The organism is Paenibacillus sp. FSL F4-0243 (assembly GCF_037963295.1).
GTDB lineage: Bacteria > Bacillota > Bacilli > Paenibacillales > Paenibacillaceae > Paenibacillus_AQ.
The window spans coordinates 972,504-994,269 of the sequence record NZ_CP150151.1; the positions used below are offsets into that span (position 1 = coordinate 972,504).

A 21,766-nucleotide genomic window follows, 5' to 3' on the forward strand; every position below is an offset into this window, starting at 1 on the left:
TTGCGTTATCCTTTCTTAAAGTGAACTGCCTTATTTAACTGCGCCGCTGGTTACGCCTTCAAAGATGTAACGTTGTAGGAAGAAATATAGAATTATTGTGGGGAGCAGGATAAGCAGAATGGCCGCACAGATCAAATTCCATTCGCCCGAATTGACCCCTTGAAAACGCATCAGGATCGTCGTAACTACGCCCAGGCTTTGTTTTGGCATATATAGATAAGGGATGTACATGTCATTATAGATACTAATCGTCTTCAAAATAATCAAAGTAGCCGTAGCCGGCGTCAATAATGGAAAAATAATCGAGCGATAGATTTTAAAAAGAGATGCACCTTCTACCATCGCGTTCTCATCTAGATCCACGGGAATGTTACGGATAAATTGCAAATAAAGAATAATTTGAATCACATCTGCTCCGATGTATAGCACGATAGGGGCGCCGAGTGTATTATAAAGCCCCATGCTTTTGATGATACCAAAAGTGGCTACTTGCGTCGTGATGCTAGGAATGATAGTGGCTATTAGATAAGCACCAAAGACAACAGGTTTTAATTTAAAAGAGAAGCGTCCCAGTACAAATGCTACCATAGTTCCAAATAGAATGTTCAGAATTAAAGTAATAGCTATAATAATTAATACGTTACCAAATCCGTTAAGTAAACCTCCACGCTGGAACACCGCAATGAAATTATCGAAATTAAAAAAGCTTTTTGGCAGTGTCATGGAGCTGCTACTGTTAAATTCATCAGTCGATTTGAAGGCATTTACGATAACTACATAAGGAGGGAAAAGCACGACAAATACGCCGATGATTAGCGAGAAGTATTTAATAACATCTGTAAAGCGGAATTTGGAGTTTGTCATGTCTATTTGTCTCCTCCCCGGCTAAGAACTAGTTGCTGTACTAATAGTACGATGACGACAAAGAAGAGCAAGATAATACTCATGGCAGAAGCGAGACCATAGTTGTTGTAAGCAAATGCAGTGTCTACAACTTTCTGTACGTAAGTTTCGCTGGCGCCTGCAGGACCACCCTTGGTCAATACGAACGGGAGATCAAAGACTTCCAGTGCTCCTGTGACGGTAAGAAATAAGTTAAGCTGAATGACTGGCTTCATATTCGGTAAAGTAATTCTCCAAAGGGTTTGGAAAGGTCCAGCACCATCAATCTTTGAAGCCTCATAGATATCGTTTGGTATGGCCTGCAAGGAGGCGATGTAGATGACCATGTTATAACCCATGAAACGCCAAAATCCTGTGGATGCCAGAGAATAGTTGACCAGTCCTTCTGTTCCAAGCCAGCTGGTCTGTCCTAGTCCGGTTAGACCGATGCTATTCAGGAACATATTCAGAGATCCGTTAGTAGTATCAAAGACATAACCAAACATAAAAGCAACGGCAACTCCGTTCATGATGTAAGGAAGGAAAAGTAAGATTCGGAATGCGTTTTTCCCTTTGAGCTTACTATTAAGAACAACCGCAAAATAAATGGCGACTATGTTCTGAACAATTCCCATAGCGAAGTAAGCAAAGTTATGTGTAAATACTTTGAAAATATCAGGATTAGAAAAGACCTCGCGGTAATTAGCAAGTCCGACCCATGGTTTCTCTGGGCTATAGCCATCCCAATTGGTGAAACTGTAATAAATCAGCTTAAACGCTGGATAATACGTGAATGTCGCAAGGAGCAACAATGGGATCGTAAGGAATGATACAATGATTATCATTTTTTGTTTGTTATAGGAAAGTGTTCCGAACATCGCTAGCCCTTCTTTCATAAAAGCTTGGTATAGAAAGGCAAAATGGACTATCCGTAAGGGCGATAATCCATTTTGCACCGTGTTGTACTTCTGGTCAAAAGTTTGTATTAATAGCCGAGATCTTTCTTAGCTTTAGCCCAGGCTTTATTCCATTTGTCTAATACAGTTTGCGGATCTTTGGCAAGCACAAATTCCTGTACAACAGCAGGGAGATCTAATTGTGCCTTGTTGCCGATTTCTGTAACCTTCGCATCGTCAACAGTTCCTTCTACTAACTCTACTCCGGTAGCTTGGAATTCTTTTAGCTGAGCCAGATTAGATTCTTTTCCTTTTAGTGGGGAGATAAAGCCCGCGAAGTCCTCATAGCCGGAATCCTCAATCATCCATTTTACGAAAGCTTTGGCAGCTTCTAAATTTTTGCTGTTTTTAGCAACAGCATAGAAGAAGTCAGGGCTAAGAGTAGCGGATGGTTTACCTGAATTGTCATAAGGGAACGGGAAGAAGCCAACATCGTCTGAAGGAGCTCCTACTCCAATAACTTGGTTAATGACCCAGTTGCCGAGATAGTACATGGCGAACTTACCAGAAGCGATGTCTTTTTTCGATTGCTCCCAGTTGGTGGAGTTGATGTCTTTTTCCAGATACCCTTTTTCGTTGAGCTCCTTGAGCAGGCTAAAGGCTTTACCATAGCCGTTGTCCATGGTAAATGGTGTTTCAGAGTTCAGCTTCTCATTAGGGAAGTCGGGGTTGCCTGCAATTAGGCGCGGAGTATCATAAGCCCATGTACCCAGTGGCCATTTATCTTTGAAGTTAGAGGACAGCGGAATGACACCTTTTGCTTTCAGCTTTTCGCAGGCAGCCAGGAATTCATCCCAAGTCTTAGGGGTTTCTGTGATGCCAGCATCCGTAAATGCTTTTTTGTTATAAACAATCCCGGATGTAGAGTTCCCTGTGGTAATTCCGTACAGCTTGCCATCAAAGGATTTGAAGTCTTTAAAGGTGATTTGATCGTTCAGGCCGAGATCATCCAGTGAAGCGAAGTATTTCGGTAAGTCGGAGTTAGGAATGGTAGGAATGAACATAACGTCAGGAAGCTCGCCGCTGGCCATTCTGACTTTAGCCTGTTGATTATAGTCGGTCTGGGAAGCCTCGAATTCGACTTTAACGTTCGGGTATTTTTCATTAAAGCGCTTTAAATATTCATCGTATTCTTTGCCAATCATGTCTGTTCTGTTAGTCAGGAAGGTGATTTTGCCGCTAATGTCAGCTCCTGCTGCAGGTTCGGCTGTTGCGTTGCTTGTTGTGTCACCGCCGGTAGTCTCTGTGTTAGTCACTGCGGGCTTATCGGTTGCAGAAGCCCCGTTATTGGTGCTGTTGCCATTGTTCGAGCCGCAGCCAGCAAGCGTTGATGATAAAATCATAACCATAACAAAAGATAACGAAAATAACTTATTTCTCATAACTTAATCCCCTTTTCATTATTTTGTTAGCGTTTACATGAACATTATAGCTTTAAATAAAGCGTTTAGAAATGTATTGTATTATTATTTATTGTCTTTATTTGTTTTGTTTGAACGATTATAATTAGTGTATACCTAACGAATGGATAACAAAATACCAAGAATAACAAGTGGATTCAATGAAATGCTAGAAGAGGTATGTTATTTTGAAAGATGAATAGGCTTACAAAACTTAAGCGAACGCTTCCGAAGTGAGTTTTGTACGAAGTCACTTGGAGAAGCATATGCTCTACAAAACTTTTAGCAATTAGGAGGATATTATGAAACATCTAGAGATGAATCTTGCGAAGTGGGAATTTAGAAGCTGTGGTGACGAGGAGTGGCTTCCGGCTACTGTGCCAGGCACGGTCCATACGGATTTACTGAAGAACGGAAAGATTGAAGATCCCTTCTATGGAACAAATGAACATAACCTACAATGGATTGATAAGAAGGATTGGGAATATCAAACCACTTTGCAGCTTGGTGAAGAGTGGTTGGAGCTTACTTGCACAGAACTGATTTTTGAAGGTCTTGATACATATGCTGACGTGTATGTGAATAATGTACATGTGCTCGCTGCAGACAATATGTTTTTGGCGTGGAGAGTGGATGTTAAAGATCAGTTGAAGATTGGTGAAAACCATATACTAGTGAGATTCCGCTCTGTAGTTAAAGAGGATCTACCTAAGCTAGAGAAGCTGGGGTATGCGTTACCTGCACCGAATGATCAATCCGAGCTTGGGGGACTAGAGGAACAGCGGATTAGTGTCTTTGCCCGCAAAGCACCTTATCATTACGGCTGGGATTGGGGTCCGCGTTTCTTGACCAGTGGAATATGGCGTAAGGCGGCCCTTAAGGGACGTGATTCAGTTCAAATCATAGATCTCTATATCCGCCAAAATGTGATCACAAAGGAAGAGGCTCAATTAACCGCAATTATTGAAGTAGATGCTCCTGCGGCATGGCAGGGAATGCTGCGAATGAGTGCTGATGGTTTAGAGTCGATGCAAGCGGTTTCCTTAAAGAGCGGCAAGCAACAAATAGAGATGGATATCGTGGTAGATCAGCCGCAGCTCTGGTGGTGTAGAGGGCTGGGCGAGCCACATTTATATACATTCCAAGCGGATTTGGTGAAAGGTAAGGAAGTTGAAGTTAGCAAAAGTGTAAGAACAGGTCTCCGCAGCATTCAATTGATTCGGGAGCATGATGCGAAAGGGACTTCATTTTCTTTTGTACTGAATGGTGTGTCGGTCTTCGCCAAAGGTGCCAATCATATTCCGAATGACAGCTTCATCACAGAAGTTACCGAAGATCGGTATCGGCATGAAATTGCCACGGCCGCAGAATCAAACATGAATATGCTGCGAGTGTGGGGTGGCGGTTTTTATGAAGAGGAGATATTTTACAAGCTCTGTGATGAATACGGGCTGTTGGTCTGGCAGGACTTCATGTTCGCTTGCAGCATGTATCCGGGAGATGATGCGTTTCTTGCAAATGTGAAGAAAGAAGCTGAGTATAACGTCAAAAGATTGCGCAATCATCCCTGCATCGCCCTATGGTGTGGCAATAACGAGATTGATTCGGCCTGGTCACAGTTCGAGGAAAATATGGGCTGGGGCTGGAAAGAAAAACTCAGCGCGGAGCAAAGAGCTACAATGTGGGCTGATTATGAGGAAATATTCCACCGGATTCTACCGGAGGCTGTAGCCGCGTTCCATCCAGGTGTGGACTATTGGCCGTCTTCACCGATGCGGAATTTGACTGGAGATATGAATCAACACACGACGCGGATTGTGGGCGATGGGGATGTGCATTACTGGGGCGTGTGGCACGGGATTGAGCCTTTTGAGAATTATAATACCAAGGTTGGCCGCTTTATGAGTGAATACGGATTCCAGTCGTTCCCGGAACTAAAGACCGTAATGAGCTATGCTGAAGAGCAGGATTTGGAGCTTACCTCAGAGGTGATGCTGGCGCATCAGAAGAATGGACGCGGAAATCTGCTGATCAAGGAATACATGGATATGTATCTGCCGCAGCCGAAGGATTTTAAATCATTTCTGTATATGAGTCAAATCCTCCAGGCCGAAGCGATTCGAATCGCGATTGAAAGTCACAGAAGAAATAAACCTTACTGTATGGGCACTTTATACTGGCAAATGAATGATTGCTGGCCGGTCGCCTCTTGGGCGGGGATGGATTACAACGGACGCTGGAAAGCATTGCAATATACCGTGCGCTCAAGCTTTCAAGATGTTCTGTTGTCTATTGACGGTACAGACCGTGAGCGGATTGACGTTCATGTCGTATCTGATTTAAGAACAGCAGTCACCGCTGATTTGGGGCTTAAATTGTATCAGTTTAACGGTTCGACACTGCGAGAGTGGACACATCCCGTTGAGCTGGGAGCCGATTCAGCGGCTATCGTATTCTCGTCTCCAGTGACGGAACTGTTAGAAGGTCATGGATCGAACGATGTATTGCTTGAGATCAGCTTGCAGGCTAATGGCGAGATGATAGATCGTAAGGTGCACTATTTTATCCCGGAAAAAGAAATTCGGTTGCAGCGTTCAGTAATTAACATAATGGAAACTCCAGATAGCGGAGGTCTAAGCTTCACTGTGACAAGCGATGTATTAGCTAGAGGCGTATACCTGACCTCAGAAGATGAAGGAATATTCTCTGACAATTACTTTGATCTTCTCCCAGGGCAGCCCAAGACGATAACGTTCTCGGAACGCGGGAACGATGGAAGGGACTGGATTCCAGGAGCTCCTAAGGGACTGAAGGTTCAATCGATGGTTGATTTTGTGAGCGAAGATTTACTGTAAATCTTAAGGAGAGATAATTTATTTCAAAAGGAAACAAGCCATGAGCTCGGCTCTTGGCTTGTTTTTTGTGTGCTGGTATAAATGTTGTTTTTCCTATTCATACCCCGTTCATGTTAACGTCATGGGGAGTACATCTTCATTGGTTAGTCTTACCTTAGCAGTCGGATGGGGCAGTCCAATACACAGAGGATGACAGGAGAAGATACGAGTGAAAATAAAAGAGGGAATAACAACAAAGGTGGGCACGAGAACAAGTAAAATACTAAACATGATACTTAAAGTAATAGGGGCAATAATCATAGCAATCATGCTTTTTCTCGCCATCGTATATACAGTTAATTTGATCAGCAATAAATCGGAACAAAATAAAATAGAACCCTATGGTCAGTTAGTACCCGTAGATGGGAAAAACATGAATGTTTATATTCAAGGAAAAGGTGAAGAAACAGTCGTGCTACTACCGGGTTATGGCACAGCAGCGCCAGCTCTTGATTTTAAAGCATTAATAGATGAACTGTCGCCGTTTTACAAAGTTGTCATGATAGAGCCTTTTGGGTATGGATTAAGTGATCTGACCAAAAAGGAGCGCAGCACGGAGAATATTGTAAGTGAAATTCATGAAGCTTTACAGGCTCTTAATATTGACCGTTATATTCTAATGGGCCACTCTATTTCAGGCATATATGGACTAGATTATGTTAACAAGTATGAAAATGAAGTGAGTGCATTTGTCGGGCTTGATAGTAGTGTTCCATCGATAAGCGAGATGAAGATCGAAGCTTCGGAATTAAGAACTATAAATCTGCTCAAAAAATCAGGTTTAATCAGATTGCAAATGAAATTTAGTGCTGACCCCATTGCTGAACTACCATTTGATGATAAAACAAAAGAACAAATGAGACTGATCAATCGCAAAAACATATTTAATCCCACCCAATTAAATGAAGCTGGAATGATGTATTCTAATTTTAAATCAGCTGAAAGCTTAACATTTCCTAAAAATCTTCCTCTTATTTTCTTTATACAAGCGAATCAACCAGCAACGGATAGATGGATACCAGAGCATGAAAAGCAAGTAAAAGACTCTGTACATGGAAAAGTGCTGACATTTGAAGAAGGACATTATTTATATCGTACTAAAGCAAAAGAGATCGTAGAAAACTTCAGAGTATTTATGGAAGAAGCTAAGTAAATGACTGTTTGAGCCGAACGAACTTCAGGGTTTTCTCTGATTGTCGTTCGGTTTTTTCTCGTTTAAGGAATTATGATCCAAAAGCCTGACGGTACTTTACGGGGGACATCCCCTCGAACGTTCTGAACACTTTAATGAAATAGCTGGACTGGGCAAAACCGGACTGAGTCGCAACCTGAGCAATGGAGAGTCCAGTAGAAACCAGTAGAAGCTTGGCTCTGGCCAGTCGACAATCCGTTAAATAACGGTTTGGTGTTTTGCCCATAACCATTCGGAACAGCCGTAGAAAATGATAGCTGCTATACCCGGTTAGTCTTGCCATCGACTCCAGTGACCAAGGACGGGCACATTCGACATGAATGATATCTGCGGCACTGCGGATAGACTGCCTGACCTCGTGCGGTACTGAGCCGTGAAGCGGTTCGGAATTCTGTAGCAATTTCACTAGAAGCTCATACAGAAGCGCGGATAGCCTTGGCTCACTACGTGTTACATAGGAAGCGCTCAGCAAGTACATTTCCTCGAATAGCTCGTCCAGCTTAGCGTCCAAATCAAAAGTGAACAGGTATGCACTAGACTGGTCCACTTCTTCTAATAAGGGGAGTACAATTTGAGTGCTAAAATGAACCCAACGAACATCCCAAGGCTCTCCGGGATCAGAGCCGTACTGCTGGTAGGCCCCTTTAGGGTAAAGAAACCCTCGTCCTCTGCTCATCGGAATACGTTCGCCCTCATGGAATACATAACCCTCCCCACCAAAGATTAAATGCAGGTTATAGCTTCCCAGGAATCCTTCACTTCTTCTCTCGGTATGCTGTGGAAAGTGACTGTAATGTCCCAAAAATTCAGGATAACAGACATATTTTGAAAAAGCTGGCGTCGGCAAATACCATTGTTTCTTCATGTTATATGGCACTCATTTCTGTCGCGCATCAGAGCGCTAGTTGGATTAAGGTAATTAACGCAAGATAGTTATATGATCGCAATATTTTGTTATATAAGCCTTATTAATACTGATACTACAATAGAATTATGAAATACTGAAAGCATATTTTTAATACTTTGGAGGTAATCATGAAGAAACCTGTCGCAACAGATAAATTCGAGCTTGGCGTCTGTTATTATCCGGAACACTGGCCGGAAAGTATGTGGGAGGACGATTATCGCCGGATGCGAGAACTAGGCTTTACAATCATTCGGATCGGGGAGTTTGCTTGGTCTATTTTTGAACCAGTCCAGGGTGAATTTCAGTTCGGGCTCTTTGATCGGGCGATTGATTTAGCTCATAAACATGGTCTTCAGGTTGTGCTCGGTACGCCGACGGCAACACCTCCAGCTTGGCTGACCCATAAGTATCCAGAAGTATTAAACGTGACGTATGAAGGTGTTACCCTTCAGCATGGCATGCGCCGTCATTATAATTACAGTAGCCCAAAATACCGTGAGCTGTGTGCTAGGATTACGGAACAGATGGCTGAACATTATGGCAATCATCCAGGTGTGGTCGGTTGGCAAATTGATAATGAGCTCAACTGCGAGATCAGTGAATTTTATTCAGAGAGTGACCATAAGGCTTTCCGGGAATGGCTGCAGCAGAAATATGTCACGCTTGAGCGGCTAAACGAGGCTTGGGGGGCTGTTTTTTGGAATCAGAGTTATAGTGATTGGTCTCAGGTGTATCTTCCGCGTCCTACCCCGTCACCCAAGCAGCCCAATCCCCATCAGGCTTTGGATGAAAAGCGGTTTATATCGGATAATACGATTTCTTTTGCCGAAAACCAAGCGGACATCATCCGTAAACTTGCCCCTAAGCAGTGGGTAACAACGAACGGTCTGTTCGGGCATCTCGACAGCCATGAATTGACGGATGAATTACTGGATTTCTTCAGCTATGATTCCTATCCGCAGTTCTCGACTATTTTTTATGATCCGAATGAGCGGAATCCGCTGAATGACAGAGGCTGGGGACTTTCATTATCTGTTGTCCGTTCTATTTCCCCTAATTTCTGTATTATGGAGCAGCAGTCGGGACCGGGTGGCTGGGTGAACCGGATGGATATGCCATCTCCGAAGCCGGGACAGATGCGGTTATGGACCTATCAATCGATCGCTCATGGCGCAGATATGGTGCTGTATTTCCGCTGGCGGACAGCCACGATGGGCAATGAAATTTATTGGCATGGCATTAACGACTACCATAACCAGCCGAACCGAAGAGTACGGGAAGCGGGACAGATTGGTCAAGAGCTGGCGGGGGCAGGGCAAGCACTTATCGGCACCCGTAATCAGGCTAACGTTGCTATTGTTCGTGATTATGCTAATGAGTGGGATGGAGAGTATGATGTGTGGCATGGTCCATTTATGTGGAAGAGTAATAAGGAGTGGTACAAGGCACTCCAGCAGAAGCATATCCCGAATGACGTACTCTATTTACGCAAAAAGACGACGCTGGAAGAGCTCGCACGGTACGATGTGCTTATCTATCCTCACCCGGCAATTATGACAGATGAGACAGCGTCGCTTCTGGATGAATACGTTCAGCAAGGTGGAAAACTGATCTTCGGATGCAGAACCGGCTATAAGGATGAACGCGGCCAATGTTATATGCGTCCTTTCCCAGGTGCTGCTAGAGATCTATGCGGGATCACAGTCGAAGAATTCACAATGGTTAAAGGTAGTCGTCAGCCAACGACGATTAGCTGGTCGGGTGCGGCAGAAGGGGTTACTGGGGCAGATGATTTTAATGATATTCTCCAGATTGAGGATGATTCGGTCGAAGTCATGGCGGTCTATGCCTCGGACTATTATGCGGGAAAACCGGCGGTTACAAGAAATCGTCGCGGCAAAGGCGAGGTTTGGTATTACGGAGCAGTCTTTAATGAACAAGCAGCGTCCATAATCATAGATCAAGTCAGCCTGCAGTCGCCAGTAGATTGGCTGGTGCTCCCTGAAGATGTAGAGCTGCAAGTTCGTAACGGGACTTCTTCCAGTTATACTTTTTTGCTTAATTATAGTGAAGCTCCTGTCGCGATCCATCTTCATGAGACCAAAACGGATTTACTGAGCGGAACAACATTATCGGGTGAGGTTACTTTGGAAGGCTTCGGTGTATTGATATTACATTAACGCTATGAATAAATAATGATATTAATGGAGTTGCGTATTAGAGAACTAATATGTAACTCTATTTTTTTATAGAAGATATTCAAAAGGATACTTTTTAAATATAGTTATTAATTCCAACAAAATACAACGAGCAACAGGTACAATATAAAGAATATTCTAGATTTGAAGGAGGGAAGTCTTATGATCATTGAAGCTGAGAAAGTATTGTTGCAGTATTCGTTCATCGATCCAATCATTGAATTTATTAGACATAATGAGAATATTACATTTAAAGTGACCGACAAAACGGATAATAAGAATTATTTGTTACGTATACATAAACCAATATCTGAAGGGTTCTCAGGCTTACAACATACTCGAGATGGATTACAGGCAGAAATGTTTTTTCTGCGAGAAATCGATCAGAAGAACATACTAAAAGTTCAAAGACCTGTTCTAAATCAAAAAGGGGAACTGGTTACTGAATATAGTTCGGAGCAATTTGGGGCTAGTTTGGCCACTCTTTTAGAATGGATCGAAGGCTCGACGCTAACCCAAGATGAAGATAACATTGAACAGATTGTTTATAGATTAGGTAGAAATCTTGCTAGTTTACATGAATTCTCACGAACGCTAATGCCCTTGGAGTTACATAGACCTGTATACAATGTCACAAAGATTGATGAAACTTTAATAGAACTTGGAAAGGGAACAGACAAAGGAGCCCTTAATCAGGAGGATTACGAAGTTATTAGTAGCGTTCTACTCGTAGTAAAAGAACAATTAGCAGAGCTAGACGCTAGGGACAATTCATGGGGATTCATTCATGCTGATTTTCAACTGGGCAATGTCGTTGTGTCAGAACAAAATCCTATCTTAATAGATTATTGTTTATTTGGTTATGGTTACTACCTGTTTGATTTGGGCTCTGCATCTTCCATGTTGAAAAGTGAGCTGCGCAAAACGCTTTTGGAGGGTTATGCTTCTAAATCAAGCTTTTCGCTTGATGAGATTCGGTACATTGAAGGACAAATATTTATGGATATTTTTATTAGTTACGTATTTTTTATTCATGACCCTGAGAGGAACGGTTGGATAAAATTGCACGCCTCCAAAATATGCAGTACGTTATGTCGGGATTTTCTTGAGGGGAAAGAGGTATATTATTCGTTTTAACGATGGTGTGATATTCTAATGGGGAATGAAAAATGAAGGGACTGAACTATGCGCAGAGATCATTATTTTTAAACCAACTATTAAAATTTAATGGAGGTAAAAATAATGTTAACTACAGAGTTACACACAGAACGATTACATTTAAGAAAAATGAAGGTATCGGATTCACCAAGTTTGTTTAAAATTTGGTCTGATCCAGAGGTTACCAAGTTCATGAATATTGATAGTTTTACTGATGAAAATCAGGCAAAAGATATGATAAAACTTCTTGATGAATTTTCTCTAGCTAACAAAGCTATTCGTTTCTCTATAATTGAAATGGAATCCAATGAAATCATAGGTTCTTGTGGTTTTAATTCCTTAGACTTTGAAAATGAGAAAGCGGAGATTGGATATGACATTGCTAGAGCATTTTGGGGAAGAGGCTATGCTTCAGAAGCTATAAGTGCTTTGTTAGATTACGCATTCTCAACTTTGAAGCTGAATCGAATCGAAGCAAAAGTGGAACCCGAAAACGTGAATTCAGTAAAAGTCTTGCAAAAGCTGAACTTTATGTTTGAGGGAACCTTAAGAAGGTATGAAAGAGTAAACGGAAAGTTTATAGATCTCAATATGTATTCAAAATTAATAACAGATTGATTATTTAATCCCAGAGGTTATATAGGTCTCCATAAGGAATAAAAACTTATTCACTATAAATATAGGAGTTGACCAGATGGAGACAATATTAACAGAGGAAATGATCTTGGATGACCTACTAAAAACATTTCATCGTTTATTCGGTTTGAATGTAATTGAAACTACTTCGATAAAACGAGGCTGGTTAAACTTAAAGTGGAAAGTTACGACGGATGCAGGGGAATTGATACTTAAACAATACAATAAAGAAAGATATAAATTATATAAGTCAGAGGAGATATTGTTAGCACTCTCTCAACAGATTAGATTGTATGACCAAGATCTAGCGTGCCCCAAAGTGTTATCACAGAATGAAAGTATTTTGCTTGAATCTGAAAATGGAGAACGCTTCCTGGTGATGGAGTATTGCAAGGGAAAACTAATTTCACCAGGTAAAATCAATGTCCATCAAATATATGATTTAGGTCGAGCAACAGGAAAAATGCATCGATTGTTAAATGACGGGACACTTGGCATTAAAAATAGTCCGCAATTTATTCCTCCAAGTCGTGAGGAGCGTTTAGCACATTGGAACTCCGTTTGGGAAAAGACTAAGGGACTTGGTAAACCTCAGCTGCTTGCTGATATAGAAACTCAACTTAAAGCTACTGAAGAAATGAATATAGAACTACTCGGATTACTTCAAACAGGATGGGCACATCGTGACCTTTGGGTAGATAATCTTTTATTTAATGATAACGGATTATCTGCAATTCTAGATTTTGATCGACTAAAATATGACTATCCGCAGCTTGATGTAGCTCGTGCTGTGATGTCATGTGCCTTAGATGATAATTTAGATGTCTCCCTGGCTTCGGCGTTTATGGAAGGGTACAGTGAGGAACGCGACGTGGTAGAGGGCTATTTAACACATTCATTACAGTTGTTGTGGTATATGGAAAGCACATGGTGGATTAATGCTAACATGGATCAACATAGTGTACCGCCAGCTCGCTTTGCGAAGGAAATGATTTGGCTTGCGGAAAATCAAAAAAATATGTCCGCTTTGTTAGGAAATCTTTAGACAGCGTAAAATTAACCACTATTCGTTAAGCTGACGGGTAACTATTGCTCAACTAAACAGCGACAGTCTAGGGCTTTGTCTCCACGTCCATGACTGCCGCTGTTTCTATTATTGAGGTAATTCGATAAGAACAAGACTTTTTTCCCCATAATCTACATTGACTTGGGTTTGTCTCACCCCTATGATGATTATTAATATAAAATAAATGGCACGAAGAGGAGCGAAACATCATGGCTTTGGAGATCGAACGCAAGTTTCTGCTGCCGGAATTTCCGGAGCAACTTATTCAAGAAGGCGAATTGAAGATTGTGACCCGGCATAATATCGATCAGACCTATCTGGCGATAGACGGCGGACAAGAGCTGCGTGTGCGTAAAATTACGGATCTGGACTCAGGTGAGGTAACGTATACACACACGTTTAAGGATGGCAAAGGGATCAAGCGCGAAGAGATCGAATATTTTATCTCAGAGGGTTTATATAATCAGATGATTGAGGCGGTTAATGCGGTAGCCTTGGTCAAAGAGCGGATTACGGCGGTGTGGAATGGCACAACGGTTGAGATCGATGTCTATTCTCAGTTGAAATTGTCCGTTCTGGAGGTTGAATTTGAATCTTTGGAGGAAGCGGAAAGCTTCAAGGCGCCGGAATGGTTCGGCAAGGATGTCAGCACGGAACGGCAGTACAGCAACAAAACCGTCTGGAAAGAGCTGCAAAATAAGACAAAGAATTAACGGACTTTAGCGCGTAAACGTGGTAGTATATAGGGAAAACAGGCAACGATTAAGTGAAACTTATAATTATATATAGTATATAGAGGGGTTCAGGAGGATGAGCATGAAGTATATAAGCACAAGAGGCAATGTGGAACCTAAAGGCTTTATCGATACGGTGTTGATGGGACTTGCCGATGACGGCGGATTGATGGTTCCTTCCGAGATTCCTGTCGTTTCAGCAGCTACTTTAGAAGAGTGGAGAAGTCTTAGCTATCAGGAATTGTTCCTGAAGATTTTCGCCTATTACACTAATGATGAGATTCCTTTAGAAGATTTGCAGGAAATGGTCAATACTAGTTATGGCAATTTCCGCACGCCAGAAGTAACGCCTATTCACCAAGTGAATGATTCCCTGTATGTATTAGAATTGTTCCATGGCCCTACTTTTGCCTTCAAGGATGTAGCACTGCAGTTTATGGGTGAGCTGTATTCGTATATTTCCAAAAAGCAGAACAAGATCATCCACATCCTCGGAGCAACCTCGGGGGATACTGGGGCGGCTGCGATTCAGGGTGTCCGCGGCAAAGAAGGAATCAAGATCTGTATTCTTCATCCGCATGGAAAGGTTAGTAAAGTGCAGGAGCTGCAGATGACTACGGTTGATGACAGCAATGTACTGAACCTGTCTGTTCATGGTAATTTTGATGATTGCCAAAAGGTGATTAAGGATCTGTTCGCGGATCTCGACTTTAAGAGTCGCTATCATCTGCGTGCGATCAACTCCATTAACTTTGTACGTATTCTGGCGCAGACTGTCTATTATTTCTATGCATATTTGCATGTCGATGGCAGCAGCGAGAAAAAGATTAACATCAGCGTGCCTTCCGGCAACTTCGGTAATATTTTCTCCGGATATTTGGCGAAGCAAATGGGATTACCAATTAACAAACTGATTATTGCTACGAATGAAAATAACATCTTGGAGCGTTTCGTGAACACGGGTGAATACAAACCGGGCAGCTTCACAAGCACATACAGTCCTTCGATGGATATCCAAGTGGCGAGCAATTTTGAGCGTTATCTATATTATTTGGTAGGCGAGGATTCCGAGAAACTATCCGCGTATATGTCCAAGCTGCAAACCGAGGGCAAGATTACGGTTGAAGGCGAGGCGCTTCAGCAGGTGCAGAAGGATTTTGCAGCGCTTGGCGTGAAGAATGATCAATGCTTGAATACAATTGCTAAGTATCAAAAAGAATATAGCTACCTACTTGATCCGCATACTGCATGTGGAATCGCAGCTTACGAAGCTTTTAATGGCTCGGATGAGATTGGGATTACCTTTGCGACCGCACATCCAGCTAAGTTTGACGAGGCGATTACTCTGATTGACATTAAGCAGGAGTTCCCGGCACAAATTAAAGCGTTGTTCGAGATGCCACAACACCAAACCGTAGTGGATCATGACAAGGATGAAATTGTGCGTCAATTGCAGGCTTTTTATAAATAAGTTGTAAGTCCATATGGCTCAGCAGGCTCCTGTTCTTAAGTTAAGAATGGGAGCCTCTTTACTGCATCTTTCGACAAATAATGTCGCTGTTTACTATGAATAGTTTGATATCGACAAAAGATGAAGGAGTGGTGCTTTTTTTCACAAAGTGGATCTATCGGAATTTGTCGGAAATTTGTCCTGAAAAGTAGACATGACTACCCTGAGAGTGAGAAAATAGCATATAGAGCTTTAGTAAGAACTAAAAAGGACGGGATTATCATGACAATTCGTTTCGGGGTCATTGGAACAAACTTTATTACAGACCGCTTCGTGCAAGCCGGCTTGGAGAATGAGGAGTTTATCCTGACAGCCGTGTACTCCCGCACAATGGAGAAAGGTCAGGCCTTTGCTGCAAAATATGCTGGAGCTACAATTTATACGAATTTGGAAGATATGGTTTCCAGTAAAGATGTCGATGCTATTTACATTGCAAGCCCGAACTCCATGCATGCTGAGCAGGCGATTATGTGCTTAAATCATGGCAAACATGTGCTCTGTGAGAAACCAGCTGCCTCAAACAGTGCGGAGCTTAGAGCAATGATTGAAGCCGCTCAGAACAATGATGTGTTGTTGGTAGAAGCAATGAAATCGACCTTCATGCCGAATTTCGGAGTGATCAGAGACAATTTGTATAAGATTGGCCAAGTACGTCGTTATTTTGCAAGCTATTGTCAATACTCATCGAGATATGACGCCTATAGACAGGGAACGGTATTAAATGCTTTTAACCCAGCCTTCTCTAATGGCTCGTTGATGGATCTTGGTGTTTACTGCCTGTATCCTATGGTAGTGTTGTTCGGGAAACCGAAGTCTGTAAAGGCCGTGGGTCTAATGCTCTCTTCTGGAGTGGATGGAGAAGGAAGTATTGTCATGCAATATGATGATATGGATGCAGTTGTGATGCATTCCAAGATCGCTGATTCCTATTTGCCAGCCGAGATTCAAGGGGAAAGTGGTACAATGGTGATCGATAAGATCAACCAACCTTACCAAGTAAAGATTCATTATCGCGACGGAACCGTCGAGGAGCTTACGCAGCCTCAAGTATTCGAGTCTATGTATTATGAGGTTGAGGAATTTATCAACTTAATTAAGAATGGTGAACGGGAAAGCAAAGTTAATACACATGCGAATTCCTTGGCAGTAGCAGAAGTTATGGAGGAAGCCAGAGCACAGATCGGCCTCCGCTATGCCGCAGATCTATAAATAGAATGGGGAGCAGCACTTGAAGACTTTTAAAAAGGTATACATTGAGATAACAAGCGTCTGCAACCTGGCCTGCAGCTTTTGTCCACCAACCGCCCGAACGAAGAACTTTATGAAGCTCGATACTTTTAATACGATATTAGATGAAATTAAGCCACATAGTAATCATATTTACCTTCACGTAAAAGGTGAGCCATTGCTGCATCCCAAGATTGGTGAGCTGCTGGATGCGGCACATGCCAAAGGGTTCAAGGTCAATATTACTACCAATGGTACGTTAATTCATAAGGCTGGCCCTAAGATTCTCGGCAAACCTGCACTTCGACAGATGAACTTCTCTCTGCATAGCTTTGATGGGCATGAAGGATCTGAGAACCGCGAAGGGTATTTGTCGGAGATTATTTCTTTTGTACGGGAAGCCTCCGCGCAAGGGGTCATTATTTCCTTCCGGCTGTGGAATTTGACGGAGGATAATCTGACCAATCTGGAGAAGAATCGGAACCGTGAGACCCTTGCTGTGCTGGAGGAAGCCTTTAACCTTGATTTCAAGATCGAAGAAAAGGTTGTACCTGGCAGCGGCGTCAAGGTTGCCCCACGGGTATATCTCAATCAGGACCATGAGTTCCGATGGCCTGCACTGAATGAGCCGGAAGATGACGGAAAAGGGTTCTGTCATGCACTACGCAGCCAAGCGGCAATCCTTGTGGATGGTACCGTTGTACCGTGCTGTCTGGATGGTGAAGGAGTCATTAACCTCGGAAACATTCATGAGACTCCTTTCTCAGAAATCGTAGAGGGTGAGCGAGCGAACAATCTGTTTTACGGGTTCTCTCGTAGAGAGGCAGTAGAAGAGCTGTGCCGCAAGTGCGGATATCGGCAACGGTTCGGAACTTGAGGATTGGAATATAAACAGAATCGGGACATGGCAATTTCATGAATCCTGGTTCTGTTTTTTAATTAACGGGAGTGTATATATAATAATAAGTCTTTATAGTCTCCACTTTGGAGCGAAGGAGGAGTATATGCTGAAATCGTTGGAAGCCATCACCTTATACCGTGAAGGAATACAAGATCATTTGGAGGATAACCTCTGGCTGAAGCTTATTGTCCAAGCCGAGGAGCAGATTGTAAATTTGGAGCGTGTGGAATCTCTGGAGGAGTTGGAGCACAGGAATCCCGTGCTGGATTATGTGGAACGCAGTTTGCAGCTGCTAGACCAGCTTCCCCGTTCGATTTGGATCAAAGAGCTTGTGGAAGAAACATTAATCTGGTCAGAAGCAGCTAAGGGTGGCACATTGAAGGAGCGGTTACTTTGGCAGGAGGAAGGCATTAACTGTTTTGTACATAACATTGGCTCCGCACAGTTATACGGGAAACATTTGAGCGGTACGGACTCTGACAAAAGCGCACTGGTTCATCGGCTTATTGAAACCCATGGACTGATAGGACAGCAAATCCGCGGGGAGGTGCCTCCGGAAGTAAATAAGCCGCTTCGTGATCTTGTGGAGGAACAGTTACTGACTGCCGAGGAACTTGAACGCTTGCTAACCGTACTCAATCATTGCATCATCGGAGCTGTATCTCCCGAGCTATGGCTGAATGTAGAGCATGAAGTGAAACAGCTTATCACTCTGATTGCATCCGGTGAACTTGCTAGTCCAATGCCGATGAAAGAAAGACTGCGCAGAATGCGGCTAGGTCCGATCTCTAGAGGAGAGGATTTCACTACGGAGTGGGCAAAGCTGACACAGGAAGGCTTCCATGCGGAACGGTTGGAGTCTTTAAGTAACACTATCTTCTGGTATGTGGAATCTGCAATGCAGACTTTCTCGTTGGAGCAATTTCTGAAGGTGATGTTGCTTGCAGCTCAAAGGGCTCAGAATGAACCCCTACGTCATATCAGCTTCGAGCAGGTTATGAACAGTATTTACTATGACTACAAGGGTGTTAAGAAGATCAATGTTTATAAGAAGCGGATTATAGAAAAATATTTATCGGAGCTTAGATGGGAGGATATCGAAAAAGGGACTTTACCTGATGAGAATCCTCATCTAATGCTTCGTCCATACGCTAAGGAACATCTGCCAGACACGGTGTTTTTTCAGTTTCAATTCTCGGCAGCGGCAGAGAAGCTGATCGAATTCTGTATGGAAGCTGAAAAATCGCCCTTGTATAAACGTGCTGTATTGCTGTTATTCGACTTGTTCGAGCTACGCAGGGACGCCTTCGACCGTTTTCATAATGAAGATACCTACTTAAGTCAAATGAATAATACAGCAGATTATAAGGCTGTGATTCTGGAGCATGTCATTGGGAAAAAAGTGCTGGATATCGGCCCAGGCGGCGGTGTGCTGCTGGATTTACTGGAAGAGCGGATGCCAGAGGTTACCCCTATCGGCATTGATATATCGAGCAATGTAGTGGAAGCTCTGCGGCAGCGCAAGCAACGGGAAGGTCGTCAGTGGGAGGTCCTGCAGGGAGATGCATTGAACCTTGAAGATTTCGTAGAGGCTGAAACGGTGGGTACGGTAATTTTTTCTTCGATTTTGCATGAGCTATATTCTTATGTGCCGCTTAATGGTGAAAAGTTCAATCATGACACCGTCTCGGCCGCCCTGCGAAGTGCTTTTGATGTATTGTCAGTGGGCGGGGTTATCATTATCCGCGATGGGATAATGACCGAACCCACAGCATTGCTGCGGAAAGTTCGTTTTCTGGAGGAGGACGGTATGGCGTGGCTGGAGCGTTATGCGAAGGATTTTGCCGGACGTCAGCTTCAGTATCAGAGATTAGGGGAAGAAGAAGTACTCATGCCTGTTAATGATGCCATGGAGTTTTTATATACGTATACCTGGGGCGAAGAGGCTTACATTCATGAAGTACAGGAACAGTTTGGTTATTTTACCCCTACGGAGTTTGCCTCATTTATTGAACAGACTTTAGGAAAGCAAGCGAAGATTGAAGTCTTCCGGCATTACTTGCAAGAAGGTTATACCGAAGCGCTGCGCGATAGAGTAAGGTTCATGGATGAGAGCGGACAGGAAGTGGCCTTGCCAGACAGCACCTGCTTTATCGTGATTCGGAAGGAATAGTTGAAAGATAACATCATCTGCATATAAAAAAGCAATCGGCAACCCCTTTGATGTGGTAGAGGTCCGATTGCTTTTTCTATATAGAGAATTTTGTCTTTGTTAGATTAGTATTTCTAGCTGCGACTTATCAGAATCTTCGGCTAAACGCTGAATTTCTTGGTAGGTGGCTAATTTCTCAGTCCGTTCCTGATCTTTAATTTTATCTCCGGTGTCTTTTATGGTATCGCCTAACGTTTCATTCATTTCCGATATTCTATCTTCGATTTTGGATAACTGCTCTCGTTTGGCTGTTGCAGAATGAGTAGAACGAGCTTCATCCGATTCGATTTCCTTGGTCAGAACTCTTGCCTCGCCATGCATCTTAGAATGGGTAGAAGAAACTACCTCCATTTGTGAAACATTTTGGCTTATAGCAACAATCGTATTCAATCTTTCGTTTTGTATCTCTTGCTCGGTTTTAGGTTCATCCGATAGATCTTCTTTTTGAGCTTTTTCTAAGTTCTTTTGTTGCTCTTCAAAGGTGTACTTCGCAATTTGTTGGTCAATCGTTTGGAGCTGTTTATCGAATTCCTTAAGTTGATCTTGAATAGAATCAAGGTTATGTGAGTTTTTGGTGGTTCTTTCAATTAGGCTGTTCTTGCTATCGATGATACTCTGTTTTTGTTTAAGTAGAGAATCAACCATTCCGCTCATTTTAGATTGATTTTGAAAAGCTGCTTTTGCAGATTTGCTTAACGATAAGTGGTCTCCGCTACCACTTGTCTTGCTGTTTGAATTTATGGTTTTATCGTTAGTTTGGTGACTAACAGCTACATTAAGTCTCGTTCCCATAGCAGAGGTCATATTCGTTATATGCATAGCTTATTCTCCTCCTACGACGATAAGATTTATCTATAATATATCGGTAGATGAACAGGAAGAATTAATAAAGAGAGCCATTAGCTTCAGAACGACCGATGAATAGAAGTCGAACAACAAGATGTCAACGGGACCCCTTCCTAAACTCCGAAGGCGAGCATTTCATCGCTCTGCGAAACACTTTAATAAAATAGCTCACATTATCGAATCCGACCTCGAATGCGATGTCGGATATTTTTCTGTTGCTTTGTTGCAGTAGATCGGCGGCTTGGCGAATTCGGTAAGAGTTAATGTAATCTACTGGAGTCTTACGGGTCATTTCTTTGAAAAAACGGCAGAACTGTCCTTCACTCATGGGGATAAGGTCGGAGAGGTCCCGAGTTCTAATCGGCTCCTGATAGTTATCCTGAATATAGAGAATAATCTTCTTAAGTCGATTGATCTTAGTAGTATCAGCGTCATCCAGCTGGCTGCGGTTTACAAAACGATCCTCTGGAGCAATCAGCGAGAGCATGATGAGTAACGTGCCTTTAATAAAAGCTTCAAACCCGGGAGATTGCGCGGCGTAGGCGTCCATCATGCGTTCTAAGTGCCCGAGAAGTTCATGCTGCCATTTCACAGCCGGTGTTAGGTGGCGAGGAAAGCTTTGTCTTTTCTCCTGAAGGGGTAAGATGGTGTTCTGCTGGATCGTATCATATTGGGCACTAGCGAGAAGATCAGGAAGAAACACGAGCGCACAAAATTTGCAAGGCGTATCTTCGTTCAGTACATAGGCAGCGTGAATATCACCGGACTCGATAAATACAGCCTCACCGGCTTTAAGTGGGAAATATTCGGTATCCACCTGAAACAGAATTTCTCCTTCGAGCAGCATAAAAAACTCCGCTTCTTCATGCCAATGAGTATCGAGGACATGTGTTCCAGCTGGTAATTCTATCCAATAAGCTGCAAGCGGAAACATGCTATCGCCATGCACTCTGTCTTCTTTTAGCAAACTCTGGGTTGTACGGTCCATAAATGCCACTCCTTTCGGATAAAACATCAAAATAGTGTTATAAATGAGCTATATAGTAT

17 protein-coding genes are annotated in these 21,766 nt (G+C 42.8%); 11 read left to right on the forward strand and 6 right to left on the reverse strand.

Translation table 11 applies throughout. The features are described from left to right. Window positions 1-30: 30 nt before the first annotated feature. The 3 genes from NSS87_RS04270 to NSS87_RS04280 all read right to left on the reverse strand — a co-directional run bounded on the left by NSS87_RS04270 (window position 31) and on the right by NSS87_RS04280 (window position 3,220). Window positions 31-864: a carbohydrate ABC transporter permease gene (locus NSS87_RS04270; protein ID WP_339245019.1), complete on the reverse strand. Its 834-nt coding sequence runs from the start codon at window positions 862-864 to the stop codon at window positions 31-33. A 2-nt stretch (window positions 865-866) separates the two neighbouring features. After that, window positions 867-1,760, reverse strand: a complete 894-nt coding sequence (locus NSS87_RS04275) for a sugar ABC transporter permease (RefSeq protein ID WP_339245022.1) — start codon at window positions 1,758-1,760, stop codon at window positions 867-869. Between the two features lie 107 nt (window positions 1,761-1,867). Beyond that, complete coding sequence (locus NSS87_RS04280; RefSeq protein ID WP_339245025.1) at window positions 1,868-3,220, reverse strand: extracellular solute-binding protein; 1,353 nt, start codon at window positions 3,218-3,220, stop codon at window positions 1,868-1,870. A 320-nt stretch (window positions 3,221-3,540) separates the two neighbouring features. On the opposite strand from NSS87_RS04280, the gene NSS87_RS04285 reads away from it, so the two are divergent. Next, on the forward strand, window positions 3,541-6,093 hold the full coding sequence (locus tag NSS87_RS04285) for a glycoside hydrolase family 2 protein (RefSeq protein WP_339245028.1): 2,553 nt from the start codon (window positions 3,541-3,543) through the stop codon (window positions 6,091-6,093). Between the two features lie 268 nt (window positions 6,094-6,361). Beyond that, window positions 6,362-7,285 (forward strand): alpha/beta hydrolase, encoded by a 924-nt coding sequence (locus NSS87_RS04290; protein WP_339248427.1) that lies wholly within the window; start codon window positions 6,362-6,364, stop codon window positions 7,283-7,285. 70 nt (window positions 7,286-7,355) lie between these two features. On the opposite strand, the gene NSS87_RS04295 is transcribed toward NSS87_RS04290, so the two are convergent. Next, the gene (locus NSS87_RS04295; RefSeq protein WP_076283833.1) at window positions 7,356-8,189 is read right to left on the reverse strand and encodes an AraC family transcriptional regulator; all 834 of its coding nucleotides are present in this window, start codon (window positions 8,187-8,189) and stop codon (window positions 7,356-7,358) included. A gap of 170 nt (window positions 8,190-8,359) precedes the next feature. Here NSS87_RS04295 and NSS87_RS04300 point away from each other — a divergent pair, with 170 nt between their 5' ends. The 9 genes from NSS87_RS04300 to NSS87_RS04340 all read left to right on the forward strand — a co-directional run bounded on the left by NSS87_RS04300 (window position 8,360) and on the right by NSS87_RS04340 (window position 19,834). After that, window positions 8,360-10,411, forward strand: coding sequence for a beta-galactosidase (locus tag NSS87_RS04300; RefSeq protein WP_339245031.1), 2,052 nt, complete (start codon window positions 8,360-8,362; stop codon window positions 10,409-10,411). A gap of 180 nt (window positions 10,412-10,591) precedes the next feature. After that, window positions 10,592-11,566: a phosphotransferase gene (locus NSS87_RS04305; RefSeq protein WP_339245034.1), complete on the forward strand. Its 975-nt coding sequence runs from the start codon at window positions 10,592-10,594 to the stop codon at window positions 11,564-11,566. Window positions 11,567-11,656: 90 nt separating this feature from the next. Beyond that, entirely contained in the window at window positions 11,657-12,205 is a 549-nt protein-coding gene (locus NSS87_RS04310) for a GNAT family N-acetyltransferase (RefSeq protein WP_339245036.1), read from the forward strand. Window positions 12,206-12,281: 76 nt separating this feature from the next. Further along, window positions 12,282-13,268 carry a phosphotransferase gene (locus NSS87_RS04315; protein ID WP_339245038.1) on the forward strand — a complete coding sequence of 329 codons (987 nt, stop codon included), beginning with the start codon at window positions 12,282-12,284 and terminating at the stop codon, window positions 13,266-13,268. A gap of 230 nt (window positions 13,269-13,498) precedes the next feature. Continuing rightward, a complete protein-coding gene (locus NSS87_RS04320; protein WP_076283838.1) occupies window positions 13,499-14,002 on the forward strand; it encodes a CYTH domain-containing protein in 504 nt (167 codons plus the stop codon). A gap of 103 nt (window positions 14,003-14,105) precedes the next feature. Further along, complete coding sequence (gene thrC / locus NSS87_RS04325) at window positions 14,106-15,494, forward strand: threonine synthase (protein ID WP_042185043.1); 1,389 nt, start codon at window positions 14,106-14,108, stop codon at window positions 15,492-15,494. Window positions 15,495-15,755: 261 nt separating this feature from the next. After that, entirely contained in the window at window positions 15,756-16,742 is a 987-nt protein-coding gene (locus NSS87_RS04330) for a Gfo/Idh/MocA family oxidoreductase (RefSeq protein ID WP_339245042.1), read from the forward strand. Between the two features lie 19 nt (window positions 16,743-16,761). Further along, window positions 16,762-17,637, forward strand: a complete 876-nt coding sequence (locus tag NSS87_RS04335) for a radical SAM/SPASM domain-containing protein (protein WP_042124302.1) — start codon at window positions 16,762-16,764, stop codon at window positions 17,635-17,637. A gap of 127 nt (window positions 17,638-17,764) precedes the next feature. Beyond that, a complete protein-coding gene (locus NSS87_RS04340; RefSeq protein WP_339245045.1) occupies window positions 17,765-19,834 on the forward strand; it encodes a class I SAM-dependent methyltransferase in 2,070 nt (689 codons plus the stop codon). 99 nt (window positions 19,835-19,933) lie between these two features. On the opposite strand, the gene NSS87_RS04345 is transcribed toward NSS87_RS04340, so the two are convergent. Both NSS87_RS04345 and NSS87_RS04350 read right to left on the reverse strand, forming a co-directional pair. Continuing rightward, the gene (locus NSS87_RS04345; protein ID WP_339245047.1) at window positions 19,934-20,692 is read right to left on the reverse strand and encodes a hypothetical protein; all 759 of its coding nucleotides are present in this window, start codon (window positions 20,690-20,692) and stop codon (window positions 19,934-19,936) included. 124 nt (window positions 20,693-20,816) lie between these two features. Continuing rightward, window positions 20,817-21,707, reverse strand: coding sequence for an AraC family transcriptional regulator (locus NSS87_RS04350; protein WP_042185052.1), 891 nt, complete (start codon window positions 21,705-21,707; stop codon window positions 20,817-20,819). Window positions 21,708-21,766 lie beyond the last annotated feature (59 nt).

What these genes read in the sequence shown, in the direction of transcription:
- NSS87_RS04270 (WP_339245019.1), bottom strand. Translation starts at nt 864, where the DNA reads ATGACAAACTCCAAATTCCGCTTTACAGATGTTATTAAATACTTCTCG.
- NSS87_RS04275 (WP_339245022.1), bottom strand. Translation starts at nt 1,760, where the DNA reads ATGTTCGGAACACTTTCCTATAACAAACAAAAAATGATAATCATTGTA.
- NSS87_RS04280 (WP_339245025.1), bottom strand. Translation starts at nt 3,220, where the DNA reads ATGAGAAATAAGTTATTTTCGTTATCTTTTGTTATGGTTATGATTTTA.
- NSS87_RS04285 (WP_339245028.1), top strand. Translation starts at nt 3,541, where the DNA reads ATGAAACATCTAGAGATGAATCTTGCGAAGTGGGAATTTAGAAGCTGT.
- NSS87_RS04290 (WP_339248427.1), top strand. Translation starts at nt 6,362, where the DNA reads ATGATACTTAAAGTAATAGGGGCAATAATCATAGCAATCATGCTTTTT.
- NSS87_RS04295 (WP_076283833.1), bottom strand. Translation starts at nt 8,189, where the DNA reads ATGAAGAAACAATGGTATTTGCCGACGCCAGCTTTTTCAAAATATGTC.
- NSS87_RS04300 (WP_339245031.1), top strand. Translation starts at nt 8,360, where the DNA reads ATGAAGAAACCTGTCGCAACAGATAAATTCGAGCTTGGCGTCTGTTAT.
- NSS87_RS04305 (WP_339245034.1), top strand. Translation starts at nt 10,592, where the DNA reads ATGATCATTGAAGCTGAGAAAGTATTGTTGCAGTATTCGTTCATCGAT.
- NSS87_RS04310 (WP_339245036.1), top strand. Translation starts at nt 11,657, where the DNA reads ATGGAGGTAAAAATAATGTTAACTACAGAGTTACACACAGAACGATTA.
- NSS87_RS04315 (WP_339245038.1), top strand. Translation starts at nt 12,282, where the DNA reads ATGGAGACAATATTAACAGAGGAAATGATCTTGGATGACCTACTAAAA.
- NSS87_RS04320 (WP_076283838.1), top strand. Translation starts at nt 13,499, where the DNA reads ATGGCTTTGGAGATCGAACGCAAGTTTCTGCTGCCGGAATTTCCGGAG.
- thrC (WP_042185043.1), top strand. Translation starts at nt 14,106, where the DNA reads ATGAAGTATATAAGCACAAGAGGCAATGTGGAACCTAAAGGCTTTATC.
- NSS87_RS04330 (WP_339245042.1), top strand. Translation starts at nt 15,756, where the DNA reads ATGACAATTCGTTTCGGGGTCATTGGAACAAACTTTATTACAGACCGC.
- NSS87_RS04340 (WP_339245045.1), top strand. Translation starts at nt 17,765, where the DNA reads ATGCTGAAATCGTTGGAAGCCATCACCTTATACCGTGAAGGAATACAA.
- NSS87_RS04345 (WP_339245047.1), bottom strand. Translation starts at nt 20,692, where the DNA reads ATGCATATAACGAATATGACCTCTGCTATGGGAACGAGACTTAATGTA.
- NSS87_RS04350 (WP_042185052.1), bottom strand. Translation starts at nt 21,707, where the DNA reads ATGGACCGTACAACCCAGAGTTTGCTAAAAGAAGACAGAGTGCATGGC.